We start from the raw sequence: 13,817 nt of genomic DNA on the forward strand, positions 1-13,817 counted from the left end.
GGAGCCGCCGCGTGAGCGCGTGACGTGCCGGGTCGCGGTGCGGACGTTCGGCCGCTTTCCCTTTACGCCGGGATAGTCTCTAGTCGGAGGCATGAAGGCGCGGACCGCGTTCGCCGCCGTCCTGATCGGGGTGCTGGCCGTCCTGTCGGCGCTCGTCGTCAGGCCGTTCCTCGACTACCTCCTCGGAGCGATGCTGCTGGCGTTCGTGCTCACCCCCGCCCAGCGACGGCTCGAACCCGAGGTCGGCCCGCGGCTCGCCGCGCTCGGCCTCGTCGCGCTGACGGTCCTACTGTTCGTCGGTCCCATCGGGCTGTTCCTGCGGGTCGCGCTGTCGGACTTGGGCGAGCTGCCGACCAGCCTGAGCGACCTCCCGACGTTCCAGTCGATCGAGCGGGTCGTCGAGCGGTCGTTCGGCGTGCGCGTCGGGCCGCGCCTCGACCAGCTGCTCGGGGGGCTCACGTCCACGCTCGCCGAGCGGAGCTCCGGACTGGCGAGCGCCGGGGTCCACTTCACGCTCGGCATCCTCCTGCTGCTCTTCCTGCTGTACTATCTGCTCAAGGACGGCGACACCCTGGTGCGGTGGGTCAGGGACGTCACGCCGCTACCCCGGGCGGTCCAGGACGACCTCTACGCCGAGGCCGAGGAGGCGACCTGGGCGGTGCTGAAGGGCCACGTCCTCGTCGCCGCCCTGCAGGGATTCGTCTCCGGGCTCGGTCTCGTGGCGCTCGGCGTGCCCGACGCGTGGTTCTGGACCGTGGTGATGATGTTCATGGCGATGGTCCCCATCGTCGGCGTCGCGCCGGTGCTGGGGGGCGCGACGATCTTCCTCGCGGCGAACGGCCGGCTGCTGGCGGCCGGGCTGCTGGTCGTCTACGGGATGACGGTGGTCGCGGTGACCGACGACTACCTCCGGGCGCTGGTCATCGACAAGGAGTCGTCGATGCACTCGGGGGTCATCCTGCTCGGGGTGTTCGGCGCGGCCTACTTCCTGGGGGCCATCGGCATCTTCGTCGGCCCCATCATCCTCGCGCTGTTCAAGGAGACCATCGAGGTGTTCTCGGCGTACTACGACCTGGGGTAGCGCGGCGCGACAGAAGCGAAAAATCAGAACCGCCGGCTATTCGTCGTCGTCCTCGGTCGTCGTCTTGTCCAGTTCCTTCTCGCCCTCGTAGATGTCCGCGCCGTCCTGGACGACCTTCTCGGCGAGCACCGCGCACTTGATCCGCATCGGGCTGATGTCGACCCCGAGCATGTCGATGACGTCGTCGCGGTCGAGCTCCCGCATCTCCTCGACGCTCATCCCCCGGAGCTCGCCGGTCAGCATGCTCGCGCTGGCCTGGCTGATGGCGCAGCCGTCGCCCCGGAACGCCACGCGCTCGATGGTCTCGTCGTCCTCGTCCAGTCGGACGTCGATCGTGATCTCGTCGCCGCACATCGGGTTCTCGCCAGCGTGGGAGAAGGTCGCCTCCTCCAGCTCCCCGTAGTTGCGGGGGTTCTTGTAGTGATCGAGGATCTGCTGGCGATACATGTCCGAGCCCATGCCCATTGTTACTGCAGGGTAGGCGAGTCCGCCCTAAAAGGATTGCGCAGGCGGATTCGGCCGGTTCAGACCCCGTAGCCGATGAGCGCGGCGTCGAGGACGAGCAGGGTCGCGACCAGCGAGTTGGTCCGGAACGCCATCTGGAGCCGGGTCGGCAGCTCGCGGACGCCGGCCTCGCGGGCGCTCTTGGTCTCGTACCACGCCCAGAGGCTCGTCAGCGCGAAGACGCCGTAGAGGGTCATCATGGCGACGATGGCGGTCCCGCGCCCGCCCTCGGGGAGGTTGTTGTCGTAGAGGTACCACAGCGCCGCGCCGCCCGAGGCCCCCATCACGAGGATACCGCCGAACGCGAACCACTTGAGCGAGTCGAGCACGTCCAGCGCGAACTCGGGCGCGTCGTTGCGCCGGGCCGCCGGCAGGACGACCATTCCGGTGACGAGGTAGCCGCCGGTCCAGAGCACGGCCATCAGCACGTGCACCGACATCACGGCCGCGAGGGTCCAGTTCACCATGTCGGGAGCGTGTGACCCGACTGCCAAAAAGCGGCCGGTTCGCGTCACCCGTTCGGGCGCTTCTTCTCCCGTTTCCCGGACCGTGCCGGGCGGGGATGCAGGAGTTTTATCATGTAAGCTCGCACACCTTCGGGGGAGATGACTCCCCCTTTCGCCCCGGCTGCACTGCCCTCCGCGACGACCGCATCGTCCGCTGCGACCGAGACCGCACCGTCCGCCGCGATCGCGGTCCGACCGACGCGAGGTCGGTGAACGGATGCGACGACGCAGTTTCCTCCGGAGCGTCGGCGCAGTCGGCACCGTCAGCGCGTGCGCAGCCACCTCGACAGCCGCGGCCGGCCGCGGTGCCGACCGCGACGGGGGTTCGCTGTCGCCGTCCAGCGTCTCGCTGACGGGCGCCCTCGAGGCGGTCGTCGGCGACGACGGGACGACCGTCTACGTCGCGGCCCACGACGGGTTCGGCGTCGTGGACGCGAGCGACTTCGCGAACCCGGAGGTGGTGGCCGAGCGCCGCGACCTGCTCGCCGACCGAGAGCTCGGCCCGCTCCGGGAGATCTACGACGTCTCGGTCTCGGGCGACCGGCTGCTCGTCGCGGGACCGCGGTCGGGCCTGTACAACGAGGAGCTCGGCGGCTTCCTGCTGTACGACGTGAGCGACCCCGCGAACCCGGAGCAGGTCGCGTTCTTCGAGACCGACCACGGCATCCACAACGCCTTCCTCGACGGCGACACCGCCTACCTCACCGGGACCGGTCTCGAGACGGAGCCGCTTGTCGTCGCGGACGTGGCCGGCGACCGACCCGAGGAGGTGGCCCGCTGGTCGGTCGTCGACGAGAACGAGGCGTGGGCCGACGTCGAGAGCTACGTCCGTTCCTGTCACGACGTGTACGTGCAGGACGGCACGGCCTACGTCGCGTACTGGGACGCGGGGACGTGGCTGCTCGACGTGAGCGACCCGGCGAACCCGACGCCGGACCTCCAGCTCGGGGGTCGGAACCCGGCGGCGGTCCGCAACGTCGACAACAAGGCGGTCATCGAGACCTACGAACTGCCCGGTAACAGTCACTACGTCGCGCCGAACGAAGACGGGTCGCTGGTCGCGGTGGGCCGCGAGGCGTGGGACAACGGCGAGACCGACCGGACCGGCGGCCCGGGCGGCATCACCCTCTGGGACGTCGCGGACCGCTCGTCGCCCGAGCGGCTCGTCCGCCTCGCGCCGCCGACGTTCCCGGACCGCTCCGAGTCGCTCAACCGGACGTCGCACAACTTCGCCTTCCGCGGCGACCGGCTGTACACCTCGTGGTACGGCGGCGGCGTCAAGGTGTACGACGTGAGCTCGCCGACCGAGCCGACGCTGCTCGCCGCGTGGGCGAAGCCGGACGAGGCGACCTTCTGGACCGCACAGCCGGCCGACGGCGGGTTCGTCGCGTCGAGCCGGTTCAACCCGACCAAGCACGAGCAGCTCAGCCGGAAGGAGAAGCGGAAGCCGGCCGAGTCGGCGAAGCTGTTCACGTTCTCCGAGCCCGCGGGGGAGAACCCGCGCCCCGCCCGGACCGAGCCGGCGCCGGTCCGACCGTCGGAGACGACGGGGACCGCGACGACGGCCGGAGGGACGACGACCGGAACCGAGGAGACGTCGACGACGGAGACGACCGCTACGACGGGGACGACGACCGACGAGCCGACCGCGTCGACCGACGAGCCGACCGCATCCACCGCCGAGACGACCGGCGTCGGGACGCCCGGCTTCGGCGTCGGCACCGCCCTCGTCGGCGGCGGGCTGGCGCTCGCCCGCCTGCTCCGCGAGCGGTCGTGAGCGAGCGACGGGAGGACGGCGGCGACCGAGCGACGACCCGCGTCCGCCTCAGCGCTCGCCGGCGACCTCGCGCTCGAACCGCTCGGCGAAGTCGGCGACGTAGGCGGCCCGCTCGTCGGCGAGCCGCCGGCCGGCCTCGGTGTACATCCGGTCGGGGAGCGCGAGCAGCTTCTTGTGGAGGTGGTTGAACTGGGTCGCGCCGGCCGCGGTGTCGTCGGCCTCGGGGGGCAGGTCGGGGTCGTGCATCGGACTCCCGTGCTCGCCGCCGTAGCTGAAGCAGCGGGCGACCCCGACCGCGCCGAGCGCGTCGAGGTTGTCGGCGTCGCAGAGGAGTTCGGCCTCGCGGGTCCGGGGTTCGATGTCGTTCGAGAACCGGTGGGCCCGGACGCAGTGCTGGACGGCGTCGACGGTCTCGGGGTCGGCGCCGAGGTCCGCGAGGATATCGCCCGCCTCTTCGGCGCCCCACTCGGCGTGGTCGTCGATCTCGCCGCGGTCCTCCCTCGGCCGGCCGACGTCGTGGAGCCAGACCGCGGCGAACAGCACGTCCTCGTCGACGTCGTACTCGGCGGCGAGCGTCTCGGCCAAACTGGCCACGCGCTCGACGTGGTGCCAGTCGTGGGCGGGCGACACGCCGTCGGGGCCTCGCTCTGACGGGCCTCGTCTCTCTGCGCTCGACGGGACGTCGTCGAAGTAGGTCGCGGCGCGTTCGCGGACCTCGTCTCTCATGGGCGTATCGACAGAGCAGCGGAGTAAAAAGAAATCGGAGCGGAGGAATCGACGCGACGGAGCGGAGGGCTTACGCGAAGATGTCGCGGGCGTCCTCCAGCCCCTCGACGAGCTTGTCGATCTCGTCGGTCGTGTTGTAGAGGTAGAACGACGCGCGGGCCGAGGCCGCGACGCCGAGCTTGTCGTGGAGCGGCTGGGTGCAGTGGTCGCCCGCCCGGATGGCGACCGCGTGGTCGTTGAGGATGGACGCGAGGTCGTGGGCGTGGACGCCGTCGAGGTTGAACCCGACGAGGCCGCCGCGCTCGGTCGGGTCGGTCGGGCCGTAGATCTCGATATCGTCGAACGCGGCCAGCCGGTCGAGGGCGTACTCTGTCAGCCGCTCCTCGTGGCGCCGGATGTTGTCGAGGCCGACGTCGTCGATGTACTCGGCCGCCTCGGCGAACGCGATGCCCTGCGCGATGGAGGGCGTGCCGGCCTCGAACTTCCACGGCAGGTCGTTCCAGGTCGACTCCTCGTAGGTGACCTTCCGGATCATGTCGCCGCCGTAGAGGTACGGTTCCATGTCCTCAAGGATCTCCTCCCTCCCGTAGAGGGCGCCGATGCCGGTCGGGCCCGCCATCTTGTGGCCCGAGAAGGCGTAGAAGTCGACGTCGAGGTCCTTCACGTCCACGGGGCGGTTCGGGACCGCCTGGGCGCCGTCGCCGAAGATCAGGGCGTCGTGGTCGTGGGCGACGTCCGCGAGTTCCGCGAGCGGGTTGACGGTGCCCAGCGAGTTCGAGACGTGGACCGCGCTCACCAGCTTCGTGTCGTCGGTTATGAGCTCCTTCGCCGCCTCCATGTCGAGGTGACCCTCGTCGGTGACGGGGACGTACTTCACGTCGGCGCCGGTCTTCTTGGCGGTCTGCTGCCAGGTGACCAGCGAGGCGTGGTGCTCCATCTCGGTGAGCACGACCTCGTCGCCCGGCCCGAGCTCGTTCAGGCCCCACGAGTAGGCGACCAGGTTCTCGGCCTCGGTGGTGTTCTTGGTGAACACCGTCTCCTCGCGGCCGTCGGCGCCGACGAGGTCGGCGATGGTGTCGTGGGCCTCCTCGTAGGCGATGGAGGCCTCCTGGCTCAGCTGGTGGATGCCCCGGTGGACGTTGGCGTTGTACTCGTAGTAGTACTCGCTGATGGCCTCGACGACCCGCTTCGGAGTCTGGGTCGTCGCGGCGTTGTCGAGGTAGACGACCTGCTGGCCGTCGAACTCCCGCTGGAGGACGGGGAAGTCCTCCCGGATGCGCTCGACGTCGAGCGCCTCTGATTCTTGCAGTCCCATTGGTCGCGGGTAAGGTTTCGAGGAAGAACATTCCTTCGGTCCGGGCGACGGTCCGTAACCGGAATCGGTTTCGCTCACCCCGGGGCAGGCGGGCGGGGTAACTCGTCCCGCGCGACGCCGGGCGAGGCGACCGCCGGGAACGGGACCGACAGCCGGGAACGAGGTTAAGGCGCTCGGCCCCCTGGCCACGGTATGGTCTCGAAACGACGGCTCGGCGCGAGCCTGCTGCTGGTGGGCCTCGCGTTCGTCGGCGCGTTCCACGCGGTCGCGGCGGTGGCGTTCGACACCGGCCTGGCCCCGGTCGGCGCGGGGCTGGCCGGCATCTCGGTGCTGTCGCTGATGGTCGTCAACCTCCCGGCGCTGGGAGAGGGAAGCGGAGACGGCGACTGAACCGCCGATTCGAGGTTCTACCCGTGCGTCGGACGAACGGTTACTCGTCCGTCGAGACGAGCAGTCCGAGCAGCGCGCCGAGCAGGGACGTGTCGGAGTCCGGTTCGAGCCTGGAGCGGCTCCAGGCGAGCCAGACGACGGCGACCATGATGAGGATCATCCCGACGACCGTCGTGAACGGCTCGGGGAACAGGAAGAGGACGGCGCCGATGAACAGGAGCGTCGGTATCGAGACGGCCCGGAAGAGCCGCCGGAGCGGGTGGTCGGGTCGCATACGCCTCGTAACCGTCGAGAACGATAAATAAGTACTCGCCGTCCCGGCCGGAGAGGCCTCACATCCGGAGGAACTGTGCGTGGCGGGTCCGCCCGACCTCGAGGACGTTGGCCTCGTCGACGAACCCCTCGCGGACCGCGAGCGCGACCGCCTCCGTCCCCACGAGGTTGGCGACCGACGCCCGGGCCAGGCTGTCGGCGACGGCCTGCTCGTCGACCGACTCGCCGCCGTAGAACTCCTCGGTGACGGTCAGCGAGACGTCGCCGTTCTCGAACGTCTCGCCCAGCACGTCCTCGTCGCAGACCGCCACCAGCAGCCCCTCGTCGGTCTCGCGCTCCTTGAGTATCATCGCTGCTGGCGCTGCTCCTGCTGCTGGTCGATGAGCTCCTGTTCGGCCTGCTCGCGCAGCTCCTCGGCCTCCTCGGCGATCTCCTCGGCCTCGTCGTACTGGCCCAGCTCCTCTAAGGCGCGGGCCTTCTCGTCGAGCACCTGGGAGTTGCGGTAGCCCAGCCGGATGGCGTTCTCCAGGCTGTTGAGCGCGTCCTCGGCCAGCCCGCGCTCCAGCAGGAAGAACCCGCGGTTGAACCACGCCTCGGCGAACCGCTCGTCGATCTCGACCGCGCGCTCGGCGTGCTCTAAGGCCTGCTCGCTCCGGCCCGACTCCCAGAGCGCGTAGGCCAGGTTGGTCTCGGCGGTCGCGGCGTGCTCGCTGTCCTCGTCGATGCTGATGGCCTCGCGGTACGCGCCGATGGCGGCGTCCCACTCGTCGAGCTCGGCGTGGGCCGCGCCCTTGTTGGTCCAGGCCTCCTGTTCGAGCTTGCTGCCGTCGGGCGCGAACCGGGCCGCCCGCTCGAAGGTGTCGGCGGCCTGCTCGAACCGGTTGATGCGCATGTAGTTCAGCCCCACGTCGACGAGCTCCTCGACGTTCACCTCGTCGTCGGCGACGTTCTGGTCGTCGAGCATGTCGGCGACGACGCGGGAGTCGACCGGGTCGACCTTGTCGGGGTCGACGTCCAGTTCGGGCGGGTCGAGGTCGAACCCCTCGTAGGGGTCGTCGAACCGCTCGTCCTCGGAGAAGTCGTGGTCCTCGGGGTCGCTCATGTGAACCGGTTTGGCGTTCAGCGGTGTTAAGGACTGCGCCATGGAGATTCCGGCGGCGGTCGCGATTCGATTTTCCGCAGGTACGCCCCGGGCCAGCCCCAAAGGTCAACTGTCGCGGTCCCGGAGACAGACTGATGCCCGAGTGTCAGAACTGCGGCGCGTTCGTCACGCAGGAGTTCCAGCGCGTGTTCGGCGGCCGCGACGGCGAGGTCCACGCCTGCTACGAGTGCAAGCAGAAGACCGACATCAAGAACGGCGCCGCCGCCGAGACCTGACCCGACGCCGGCGAGCGCTCGCCGGCGTGCACCCCGGTGCGGTCGCGCCGGCGGTCGGGCCGAACGACTGAACTCCGCGCTCCCCGTTCGTCGGACCGTGACGAACGAGACCGACGGCGTCCGGGTGTGGCTCGTCGAGCGCGGGTACAACAACCGCGACCTCATCATCCTCAAGTACGCGACCCCCGACGGCGACCGGGTGTTCCGGCGGGAGCTCGCGGCCCAGGCGGTCGACGCGGACAGCGTGACCGCCGCGAGGGACGTCTCGCCCGACGACCTCGAAGCGGTCGACGAGACCGACCGCCGACAGCGGTACGCGACCGAGGCCGCGCGGATGGCCGAGGAGCACGACCCGGACGATACGGTGTAATCGCCTTCGCTCCGGGCGATCCCGTTCCGGCGCCCCCTGCCGCCACCCGCGCCTCGCTCCGACCCCCAGCTTCAAGCCCGCGTCGGACGAACGTCGGGACGAATGAGACTCTTCGTGAGCGTCGACCTGCCCGACGAGTTGGCCGACGCGGTCGCGGACGTCCAGGAGGAGTTCGCGGGCGCCTCGGGGCTGAACTTCGTCGACCCCGAGCAGGCCCACGTCACCGTCAAGTTCCTCGGCGAGGTGAACCAGGGGGAGCTCCCCCGGGTGAAGAACGCCCTCCGGCGCGCGGTCGACGAGGCCGACGTCGCCCCGTTCGAGGCGACCTACGAGGGGCTGGGCGTGTTCCCCGACATCGGCTACATCCAGGTGGTCTGGCTCGGCGTGAGCGACGGGAGCGACGAGCTGACCGCGCTCCACGAGGCCGTCGAGCGCGAGGTGACCCGATTGGGCTTCGACCCGGAGGACCACGAGTTCACGCCCCACGTCACCATCGCGCGGATGGAGCACGCCGGCGGCAAGGAGCTGGTCCAGGAGAACGTCGAGGAGCTGTCCCCGACCGTCGGCGCGACCCAGGTCGAGGAGATACGACTCACCGAGAGCGTGCTGACCGACGAGGGCCCCGAGTACTCGACGGTCGAGTCGTTCCCGCTGGAGTGAGGTCGGGTCTCGCACATGCAGATCCGACTCGCCGAGCAGGCCGACGCGCCCGGGATCCGGGCCATCTACGCCCCCGTCGTCGAGCACACGGTCATCTCCTTCGAGGCCGACCCGCCGAGCGAGGCGGAGGTGGCCGACCGCGTCGCCGACACGCTCGCCGAGTACCCCTGGCTGGTCTGCGAAATCGGAGGCGACGAGCCCGGGGTCGACGAGGACGGCCGGAACGCCGGGTCCGGGCGCGGCGAGGACGACCGGGGCGCCGAGTCCGGAGACGACGAGGACGACCGGAACGCCGAGCCCGAGATCGCCGGCTACGCCTACGCCGGCCGGCACCGGAAGCGCGACGGCTACCGCTGGTCGGTCGACGTGTCGGTGTACGTCGCCGAGCGCCACCGCCGGAAGGGGGTCGCGCGGGGGCTCTACCAGTCGCTGTTCGAGGTGCTGCGGCTGCAGGGGTTCCACAACGCCTACGCCGGCATCGCGCTCCCGAACGAGGCCAGCGTCGGGCTCCACGAGTCGCTGGGGTTCGAGCCGGTCGGCGTCTACGAGTCGGTGGGGTACAAGCGGGGCGCGTGGCGCGACGTCGGCTGGTGGCAGCTGGCGCTCCGGGACCGCAGCGAGAGACCCGCCAGCCACCCGCCGGACGAGCCCCGACCGCTCCCCGAGGTCCTGGGAACGCCGGCGTTCGAGACCGCGGTCTCGGCGGGCGAGCCGGCCGTCGAACCCTGACCCGGCGGCCGGCCGCAAAGGAACAAGATTTTAAGCCGCGGTGGGGAAGTACGTGGTACCATGAGTAAGAAATCGAAGGCCAAGAAGAAGCGCCTGTCCAAGCTCGACCGGCAGAACAGCCGCGTCCCGGCGTGGGTCATCATGAAGACCGACCGGGACACGATGCAGAACCCGAAGCGCCGTAACTGGCGGCGGCAGGACACCGACGAATAATGAGCGCCAACGACTTCGAGGAGCGCGTCATCACGGTGCCGCTCCGCGACGCCAAGGCCGCGGCGAAGCACGAGCGCGCCGACAAGGCGATGTCGCTCGTCCGCGACCACCTCGCCCAGCACTTCAAGGTCGACGACGACGAGGTCCGGCTGGACCCCTCCATCAACGAGGCCGTCTGGTCGCGGGGCCGCAAGAAGCCCCCGAGCAAGCTCCGCGTCCGCGCCGCCCGGTTCGAGGAGGAGGGCGAGACCGTCGTCGAAGCGGAACACGCCGAGTAGAGCTTTGCTCCGCGTCGCCTTCGTCGGATCGTCGTACGTCGGCGTTTTCGCGACCGCCACCGACGACTACCTGCTGGTCCGGTCCGACCTGGCGGACGACACGGTCGCCGACGTGGCCGAGGAGCTCGGCGTCGAGGCCGTCGAGACCACCGTGGGCGGCTCCTCGACCGTCGGCGCCCTGGCGGTCGGCAACGAGAACGGCCTGCTGGTCAGCAGCCGGGTCACCGACCGCGAGCGCGACCGCATCGCCGAGGCGACCGGGGCCGAGGTGACCGAGCTCCCGGGCAAGATCAACGCCGCCGGCAACGTCGTCCTCGCCAACGACAGCGGCGCCTACGTCCACCCCGACCTCTCGCGCGAGGCGATGCGGGCCGTCGAGGCGGCGCTGGACGTCGACGTCGAACGCGGCGAGCTCGCCGACGTCCGGACGGTGGGCACCGCCGCGGTCGCCACGAACGAGGGCGTGCTCTGCCACCCGAAGGCGACCGACGACCAGCTCGACCGGCTGGAGGAGGTGCTCGGCGTGCCCGCCGACATCGGCACCATCAACTACGGCGCGCCGCTGGTCGGGTCGGGGCTGCTCGCCAACGAGCTGAGCTACGTGGTGGGCCAGGAGACGACCGGGCCGGAGCTCGGTCGCATCGACCAGGCGCTCGGCTACATCGAGTAGACGCGGTTCTCCTCTTCGTCTCGATTCTCGGAAAAGCTGTCTCAGTTCTCTGAGTCGCAGTTCCCGCGAAGGCGGGGGTCGCGCTCGTCCGAACGGCGTTCCCGCTCTCCCTTACCCCCGGTCGAGAGTGCTCTCCGGACGTCGCGTTTCCGTTCGGAATACGGGAGTCCTCAATACGGGAGTACTCTCCGGGTCCGTCGCGCGCGACGAACCGGTATCCGTCTCGTCGCTCAATCGTTCCGCCCTCGTCGCTCAGTCGTCGCCGCCGTTCTCTCGTCGCTCGCTCAGGTGCTCCCAGATCTCGGTGCAGCCGGCGCCGTCCTCGACGTCGGTCAGGTGGCTGCGGTCGCCGTCGCTGTCCTCCTCGGTCGAGTCCTCGGTCGCGGACGGGTCGGCGCGACGCTTCTCTGCGGTCATCGACCCAACGTATGCAGAGGACGCTGATAAGGCCGCGCTCGCCCGTAATCGCTACCGATGCTCGGACACCGAGGCGATTCTGTCCGGTACCCGGGACGCCCCGATTCGCGCCCAGACCGGCTCCGCGCCGGGCTGACACGGTGGCGCCGTAGATTCGGCCCGCTCCGGGGCGTCACCGGATCTCGCGACAGTCGGCAAGCGTGGCGAGCGGCGACACCCTTACCGCCCGACCGGTGCTGGTGGGAGGTATGGTCGTGTCCGTACACCAGCTCGACGACGGGGCGTGGCTCAGCGTCAACGACTCGCGGGAGGTGCCCGTGAGCGACCTGTGGCTGCTGGCGCGCCACGACTTCTGCGACTGCGAGCCGGCCGACGTGCTCACCGAGGGGTTCGTGGAGGTCGGCGTCGACTGGCCGGACGTCGAGGGCCGGGTCGCCGGTCAGTGCATCGCGTGCGGCGCCAGCGGCGTCACCGACTGGCTCACGATGGGTCGGGTCGACCGCGACACCGGCGAGTTCCGGAGCGTGGTCCCGTCGAGCGTCCACGTCCCCCGGCGCCGGACGAGGCTGGCGACCCCCGGCCCGGAGTAGCCCGACTGACCCGGAGTAGCCCGACCGACCCGGAGCACGCCAGCGCCACGACGGCGACCGACCCGCCGTCGCAGGTTCCCGCAATTCCCGCCGGTTCGTCGGAGCGGCGGGGAACATTGACGGGGAACCCGCCGCTTTACCCGTGGGACGCCATGGGACTCCTATGCCGAGTAAGGTCGAAGGCTGGAAGGACGAGGTCTACGGAACGGAGATCCGTGACCACCTCGAACGGTTCGCCGAGGAGGGGTGGGACGCCATCCCCGAGGACGAGCACGACGCGTGGTTCGAGCGGTTCAAGTGGTGGGGGCTGTACCACCAGCGGAAGGGCCAGGAGAGCTACTTCATGATGCGAGTCGGCGTCCCGATGGGCCGGCTCACCCCCGAGCAGCTCCGGGTCGTCGGCGAGATCGCCCGGGAGTACGCCACCGGCCCGGCCGACAACCCCGAGTTCGGCGCGGCGTACGCCGACTTCACGACCCGCCAGTCGATCCAGCTCCACTGGATCAAGGTCGAGGACGTCCCCGACATCTTCGAGAAGCTGGAATCCGTCGGTCTCTCTACTATCCAGGCCTGCGGCGACTCGTGGCGCAACATCGTCGGCTCGCCGATGGCGGGCCGGGACGCCGACGAGCACATCGACGTCTGGCCCATCGCCCGGGGCCTCCACGAGGAGTTCAAGGGCAACGACCTCTACGAGAACCTGCCCCGGAAGTGGAAGGTCGCGGTCACCGGCGACACCCGCGGCGCGGGCCAGGGCGACATCAACGACATGGCGTTCGAGCCGGCGGTCAAGGAGATCGACGGCGAGGAGGTCAAGGGCTTCAACGTCCGGGTCGGCGGCGGCCTCGCCCGGAAGGAGCCCCGGTTCGCCCGCAGCATCGACGTGTTCTGCGAGCCCGACGACGTCGAGGACGTGGCGGCGGGCCTCTCCGGGCTGTTCCGCGACTACGGCGACCGCGAGGACCGCTTCAGCGCCCGGATGAAGTTCCTGGTCGACGAGTGGGGCACCGAGAAGGTCCGGGAGGTGCTCCAGGAGGAGTACGTCGACTACGAGCTGCCGACCGCCGGCGAGAACCTGCGCGAGCAGTACGACTACAACGCCGGGCGGGCCGACTCGGCCGGCGACTACGTCGGCGTCCACGAGCAGAACGACGGCAACCACTTCGTGGGCCTGTCGGTGCTGGTCGGCCGGATGGCCGCAGAGGACGTCATCGACCTCGCCGACCTCGCCGACGAGTACGGCTCGGAGATGATCGGCCTCACGCAGCGCCAGAACGTCATCGTCGGCGACATCTCGCCCGACGACCTCGACGACTTCCTCGCCGAGCCGCTGCTCGAGGACCACTCGCCCGACCCCCACCCGTTCATGCGGGGCTCCATCGCCTGCACCGGGACCGAGTACTGCTCGCTGTCCATCGTCGAGACCAAGAACCGGATGGTCCGGTACGCCCGGTGGCTCAAGGACAACGTCCCGGTGCCCGAGGGCGTCGAGGACTTCCACATCCACCTCTCGGGCTGCACGGCCTCGTGTGCCCAGCCCCAGATCGCCGACATCTCGCTCCGCGGGATGAAGGCCCGCAAGGACGGCGAGCCCGTCGAGGCGTTCGACGTGGGCCTGGGCGGCGGCCTGGGCGAGAACCCCGAGTTCGCCGACTGGGTCGAGATGCGCGTGCCCGCCGACGAGATCCCGGGCTACATCCGGAACCTGCTCGAGACCTACGAGGCCGAGCGCGAGGACGGCGAGAGCTTCCGGGACTTCATCCGGACCCGCGACGAGGACGAGGTCCAGGCGCTGGCCGACCCCGAGGAGACCGACTACGAGGACCCCTACATGCACAACACGAAGATGACGTGGTACCCCTACGCCGACGACGACGCCATGGACGCCTCGCCGGCGCCGACCGACGCCCGCGGCCGGCCCATCACGAGCGACGACTGACA

At 70.0% G+C, this 13,817-nt stretch carries 20 protein-coding genes; 12 read left to right on the forward strand and 8 right to left on the reverse strand.

The window, feature by feature from the left end; all coding sequences use genetic code 11:
• The first annotated feature begins 91 nt into the window (after positions 1-91).
• Positions 92-1,081: an AI-2E family transporter gene (locus tag ACQUQF_RS07215; RefSeq protein WP_435177212.1), complete on the forward strand. Its 990-nt coding sequence runs from the start codon at positions 92-94 to the stop codon at positions 1,079-1,081.
• A gap of 36 nt (positions 1,082-1,117) precedes the next feature.
• Here the strand turns inward: ACQUQF_RS07215 and sufU are convergent, their stop codons facing one another.
• Both sufU and ACQUQF_RS07225 read right to left on the reverse strand, forming a co-directional pair.
• Entirely contained in the window at positions 1,118-1,546 is a 429-nt protein-coding gene (gene sufU / locus ACQUQF_RS07220) for a Fe-S cluster assembly sulfur transfer protein SufU (RefSeq protein ID WP_435177214.1), read from the reverse strand.
• Positions 1,547-1,605: 59 nt separating this feature from the next.
• Complete coding sequence (locus tag ACQUQF_RS07225) at positions 1,606-2,052, reverse strand: hypothetical protein (protein ID WP_435177216.1); 447 nt, start codon at positions 2,050-2,052, stop codon at positions 1,606-1,608.
• A gap of 256 nt (positions 2,053-2,308) precedes the next feature.
• On the opposite strand from ACQUQF_RS07225, the gene ACQUQF_RS07230 reads away from it, so the two are divergent.
• Entirely contained in the window at positions 2,309-3,868 is a 1,560-nt protein-coding gene (locus ACQUQF_RS07230) for an LVIVD repeat-containing protein (protein WP_435177218.1), read from the forward strand.
• A 48-nt stretch (positions 3,869-3,916) separates the two neighbouring features.
• On the opposite strand, the gene ACQUQF_RS07235 is transcribed toward ACQUQF_RS07230, so the two are convergent.
• The gene (locus ACQUQF_RS07235; RefSeq protein WP_435177220.1) at positions 3,917-4,594 is read right to left on the reverse strand and encodes an HD domain-containing protein; all 678 of its coding nucleotides are present in this window, start codon (positions 4,592-4,594) and stop codon (positions 3,917-3,919) included.
• Positions 4,595-4,664: 70 nt separating this feature from the next.
• Positions 4,665-5,909: an aminotransferase class V-fold PLP-dependent enzyme gene (locus ACQUQF_RS07240; protein ID WP_435177222.1), complete on the reverse strand. Its 1,245-nt coding sequence runs from the start codon at positions 5,907-5,909 to the stop codon at positions 4,665-4,667.
• 192 nt (positions 5,910-6,101) lie between these two features.
• Between ACQUQF_RS07240 and ACQUQF_RS07245 the strand changes: the two genes are divergently transcribed.
• A complete protein-coding gene (locus ACQUQF_RS07245) occupies positions 6,102-6,299 on the forward strand; it encodes a hypothetical protein (protein WP_435177224.1) in 198 nt (65 codons plus the stop codon).
• A 40-nt stretch (positions 6,300-6,339) separates the two neighbouring features.
• Here ACQUQF_RS07245 and ACQUQF_RS07250 read toward each other — a convergent pair whose 3' ends face one another.
• The 3 genes from ACQUQF_RS07250 to ACQUQF_RS07260 are packed head-to-tail and all read right to left on the reverse strand — an operon-like array spanning position 6,340 to position 7,674.
• Entirely contained in the window at positions 6,340-6,573 is a 234-nt protein-coding gene (locus ACQUQF_RS07250) for a hypothetical protein (protein ID WP_435177226.1), read from the reverse strand.
• A gap of 58 nt (positions 6,574-6,631) precedes the next feature.
• Positions 6,632-6,922: a DUF424 domain-containing protein gene (locus ACQUQF_RS07255; RefSeq protein WP_435177228.1), complete on the reverse strand. Its 291-nt coding sequence runs from the start codon at positions 6,920-6,922 to the stop codon at positions 6,632-6,634.
• Positions 6,919-7,674 carry a tetratricopeptide repeat protein gene (locus ACQUQF_RS07260; RefSeq protein ID WP_435177230.1) on the reverse strand — a complete coding sequence of 252 codons (756 nt, stop codon included), beginning with the start codon at positions 7,672-7,674 and terminating at the stop codon, positions 6,919-6,921. Before ACQUQF_RS07260 ends, ACQUQF_RS07255 begins: the two co-directional genes overlap by 4 nt.
• Before the next feature lie 134 nt (positions 7,675-7,808).
• On the opposite strand from ACQUQF_RS07260, the gene ACQUQF_RS07265 reads away from it, so the two are divergent.
• The 7 genes from ACQUQF_RS07265 to ACQUQF_RS07295 all read left to right on the forward strand — a co-directional run bounded on the left by ACQUQF_RS07265 (position 7,809) and on the right by ACQUQF_RS07295 (position 10,869).
• Positions 7,809-7,949, forward strand: a complete 141-nt coding sequence (locus ACQUQF_RS07265; protein ID WP_435177232.1) for a DUF7563 family protein — start codon at positions 7,809-7,811, stop codon at positions 7,947-7,949.
• A gap of 97 nt (positions 7,950-8,046) precedes the next feature.
• Positions 8,047-8,319 (forward strand): hypothetical protein, encoded by a 273-nt coding sequence (locus ACQUQF_RS07270; protein ID WP_435177234.1) that lies wholly within the window; start codon positions 8,047-8,049, stop codon positions 8,317-8,319.
• A gap of 102 nt (positions 8,320-8,421) precedes the next feature.
• The gene (gene thpR, locus ACQUQF_RS07275) at positions 8,422-8,979 is read left to right on the forward strand and encodes an RNA 2',3'-cyclic phosphodiesterase (RefSeq protein WP_435177236.1); all 558 of its coding nucleotides are present in this window, start codon (positions 8,422-8,424) and stop codon (positions 8,977-8,979) included.
• A 15-nt stretch (positions 8,980-8,994) separates the two neighbouring features.
• On the forward strand, positions 8,995-9,708 hold the full coding sequence (locus ACQUQF_RS07280) for a GNAT family N-acetyltransferase (RefSeq protein ID WP_435177238.1): 714 nt from the start codon (positions 8,995-8,997) through the stop codon (positions 9,706-9,708).
• 60 nt (positions 9,709-9,768) lie between these two features.
• Positions 9,769-9,921: a 50S ribosomal protein L39e gene (locus tag ACQUQF_RS07285; protein ID WP_435177240.1), complete on the forward strand. Its 153-nt coding sequence runs from the start codon at positions 9,769-9,771 to the stop codon at positions 9,919-9,921.
• A complete protein-coding gene (locus ACQUQF_RS07290) occupies positions 9,921-10,199 on the forward strand; it encodes a 50S ribosomal protein L31e (RefSeq protein ID WP_435177242.1) in 279 nt (92 codons plus the stop codon). The genes ACQUQF_RS07285 and ACQUQF_RS07290 overlap by 1 nt, the downstream gene beginning before the upstream one ends.
• 4 nt (positions 10,200-10,203) lie before the next feature.
• Positions 10,204-10,869: a translation initiation factor IF-6 gene (locus ACQUQF_RS07295; protein WP_435177244.1), complete on the forward strand. Its 666-nt coding sequence runs from the start codon at positions 10,204-10,206 to the stop codon at positions 10,867-10,869.
• 252 nt (positions 10,870-11,121) lie between these two features.
• Here ACQUQF_RS07295 and ACQUQF_RS07300 read toward each other — a convergent pair whose 3' ends face one another.
• Positions 11,122-11,286 carry a hypothetical protein gene (locus tag ACQUQF_RS07300; protein WP_435177246.1) on the reverse strand — a complete coding sequence of 55 codons (165 nt, stop codon included), beginning with the start codon at positions 11,284-11,286 and terminating at the stop codon, positions 11,122-11,124.
• Between the two features lie 248 nt (positions 11,287-11,534).
• Here ACQUQF_RS07300 and ACQUQF_RS07305 point away from each other — a divergent pair, with 248 nt between their 5' ends.
• Both ACQUQF_RS07305 and ACQUQF_RS07310 read left to right on the forward strand, forming a co-directional pair.
• Positions 11,535-11,876 carry a hypothetical protein gene (locus ACQUQF_RS07305; protein WP_435177248.1) on the forward strand — a complete coding sequence of 114 codons (342 nt, stop codon included), beginning with the start codon at positions 11,535-11,537 and terminating at the stop codon, positions 11,874-11,876.
• 163 nt (positions 11,877-12,039) lie between these two features.
• Positions 12,040-13,815 (forward strand): nitrite/sulfite reductase, encoded by a 1,776-nt coding sequence (locus tag ACQUQF_RS07310; RefSeq protein ID WP_435177250.1) that lies wholly within the window; start codon positions 12,040-12,042, stop codon positions 13,813-13,815.
• The last annotated feature ends 2 nt before the right edge of the window (positions 13,816-13,817 follow it).

Origin of the sequence: Halorussus sp. AFM4, assembly GCF_051194995.1 — an archaeon.
Lineage (GTDB): Archaea > Halobacteriota > Halobacteria > Halobacteriales > Haladaptataceae > Halorussus.

Bases quoted from the DNA above. Each gene is read 5' to 3' on its own strand.
- ACQUQF_RS07215 (WP_435177212.1), top strand. From the start codon at position 92: ATGAAGGCGCGGACCGCGTTCGCCGCCGTCCTGATCGGGGTGCTGGCC.
- sufU (WP_435177214.1), bottom strand. From the start codon at position 1,546: ATGGGCATGGGCTCGGACATGTATCGCCAGCAGATCCTCGATCACTAC.
- ACQUQF_RS07225 (WP_435177216.1), bottom strand. From the start codon at position 2,052: ATGGTGAACTGGACCCTCGCGGCCGTGATGTCGGTGCACGTGCTGATG.
- ACQUQF_RS07230 (WP_435177218.1), top strand. From the start codon at position 2,309: ATGCGACGACGCAGTTTCCTCCGGAGCGTCGGCGCAGTCGGCACCGTC.
- ACQUQF_RS07235 (WP_435177220.1), bottom strand. From the start codon at position 4,594: ATGAGAGACGAGGTCCGCGAACGCGCCGCGACCTACTTCGACGACGTC.
- ACQUQF_RS07240 (WP_435177222.1), bottom strand. From the start codon at position 5,909: ATGGGACTGCAAGAATCAGAGGCGCTCGACGTCGAGCGCATCCGGGAG.
- ACQUQF_RS07245 (WP_435177224.1), top strand. From the start codon at position 6,102: ATGGTCTCGAAACGACGGCTCGGCGCGAGCCTGCTGCTGGTGGGCCTC.
- ACQUQF_RS07250 (WP_435177226.1), bottom strand. From the start codon at position 6,573: ATGCGACCCGACCACCCGCTCCGGCGGCTCTTCCGGGCCGTCTCGATA.
- ACQUQF_RS07255 (WP_435177228.1), bottom strand. From the start codon at position 6,922: ATGATACTCAAGGAGCGCGAGACCGACGAGGGGCTGCTGGTGGCGGTC.
- ACQUQF_RS07260 (WP_435177230.1), bottom strand. From the start codon at position 7,674: ATGAGCGACCCCGAGGACCACGACTTCTCCGAGGACGAGCGGTTCGAC.
- ACQUQF_RS07265 (WP_435177232.1), top strand. From the start codon at position 7,809: ATGCCCGAGTGTCAGAACTGCGGCGCGTTCGTCACGCAGGAGTTCCAG.
- thpR (WP_435177236.1), top strand. From the start codon at position 8,422: ATGAGACTCTTCGTGAGCGTCGACCTGCCCGACGAGTTGGCCGACGCG.
- ACQUQF_RS07280 (WP_435177238.1), top strand. From the start codon at position 8,995: ATGCAGATCCGACTCGCCGAGCAGGCCGACGCGCCCGGGATCCGGGCC.
- ACQUQF_RS07285 (WP_435177240.1), top strand. From the start codon at position 9,769: ATGAGTAAGAAATCGAAGGCCAAGAAGAAGCGCCTGTCCAAGCTCGAC.
- ACQUQF_RS07290 (WP_435177242.1), top strand. From the start codon at position 9,921: ATGAGCGCCAACGACTTCGAGGAGCGCGTCATCACGGTGCCGCTCCGC.
- ACQUQF_RS07300 (WP_435177246.1), bottom strand. From the start codon at position 11,286: ATGACCGCAGAGAAGCGTCGCGCCGACCCGTCCGCGACCGAGGACTCG.
- ACQUQF_RS07305 (WP_435177248.1), top strand. From the start codon at position 11,535: ATGGTCGTGTCCGTACACCAGCTCGACGACGGGGCGTGGCTCAGCGTC.
- ACQUQF_RS07310 (WP_435177250.1), top strand. From the start codon at position 12,040: ATGCCGAGTAAGGTCGAAGGCTGGAAGGACGAGGTCTACGGAACGGAG.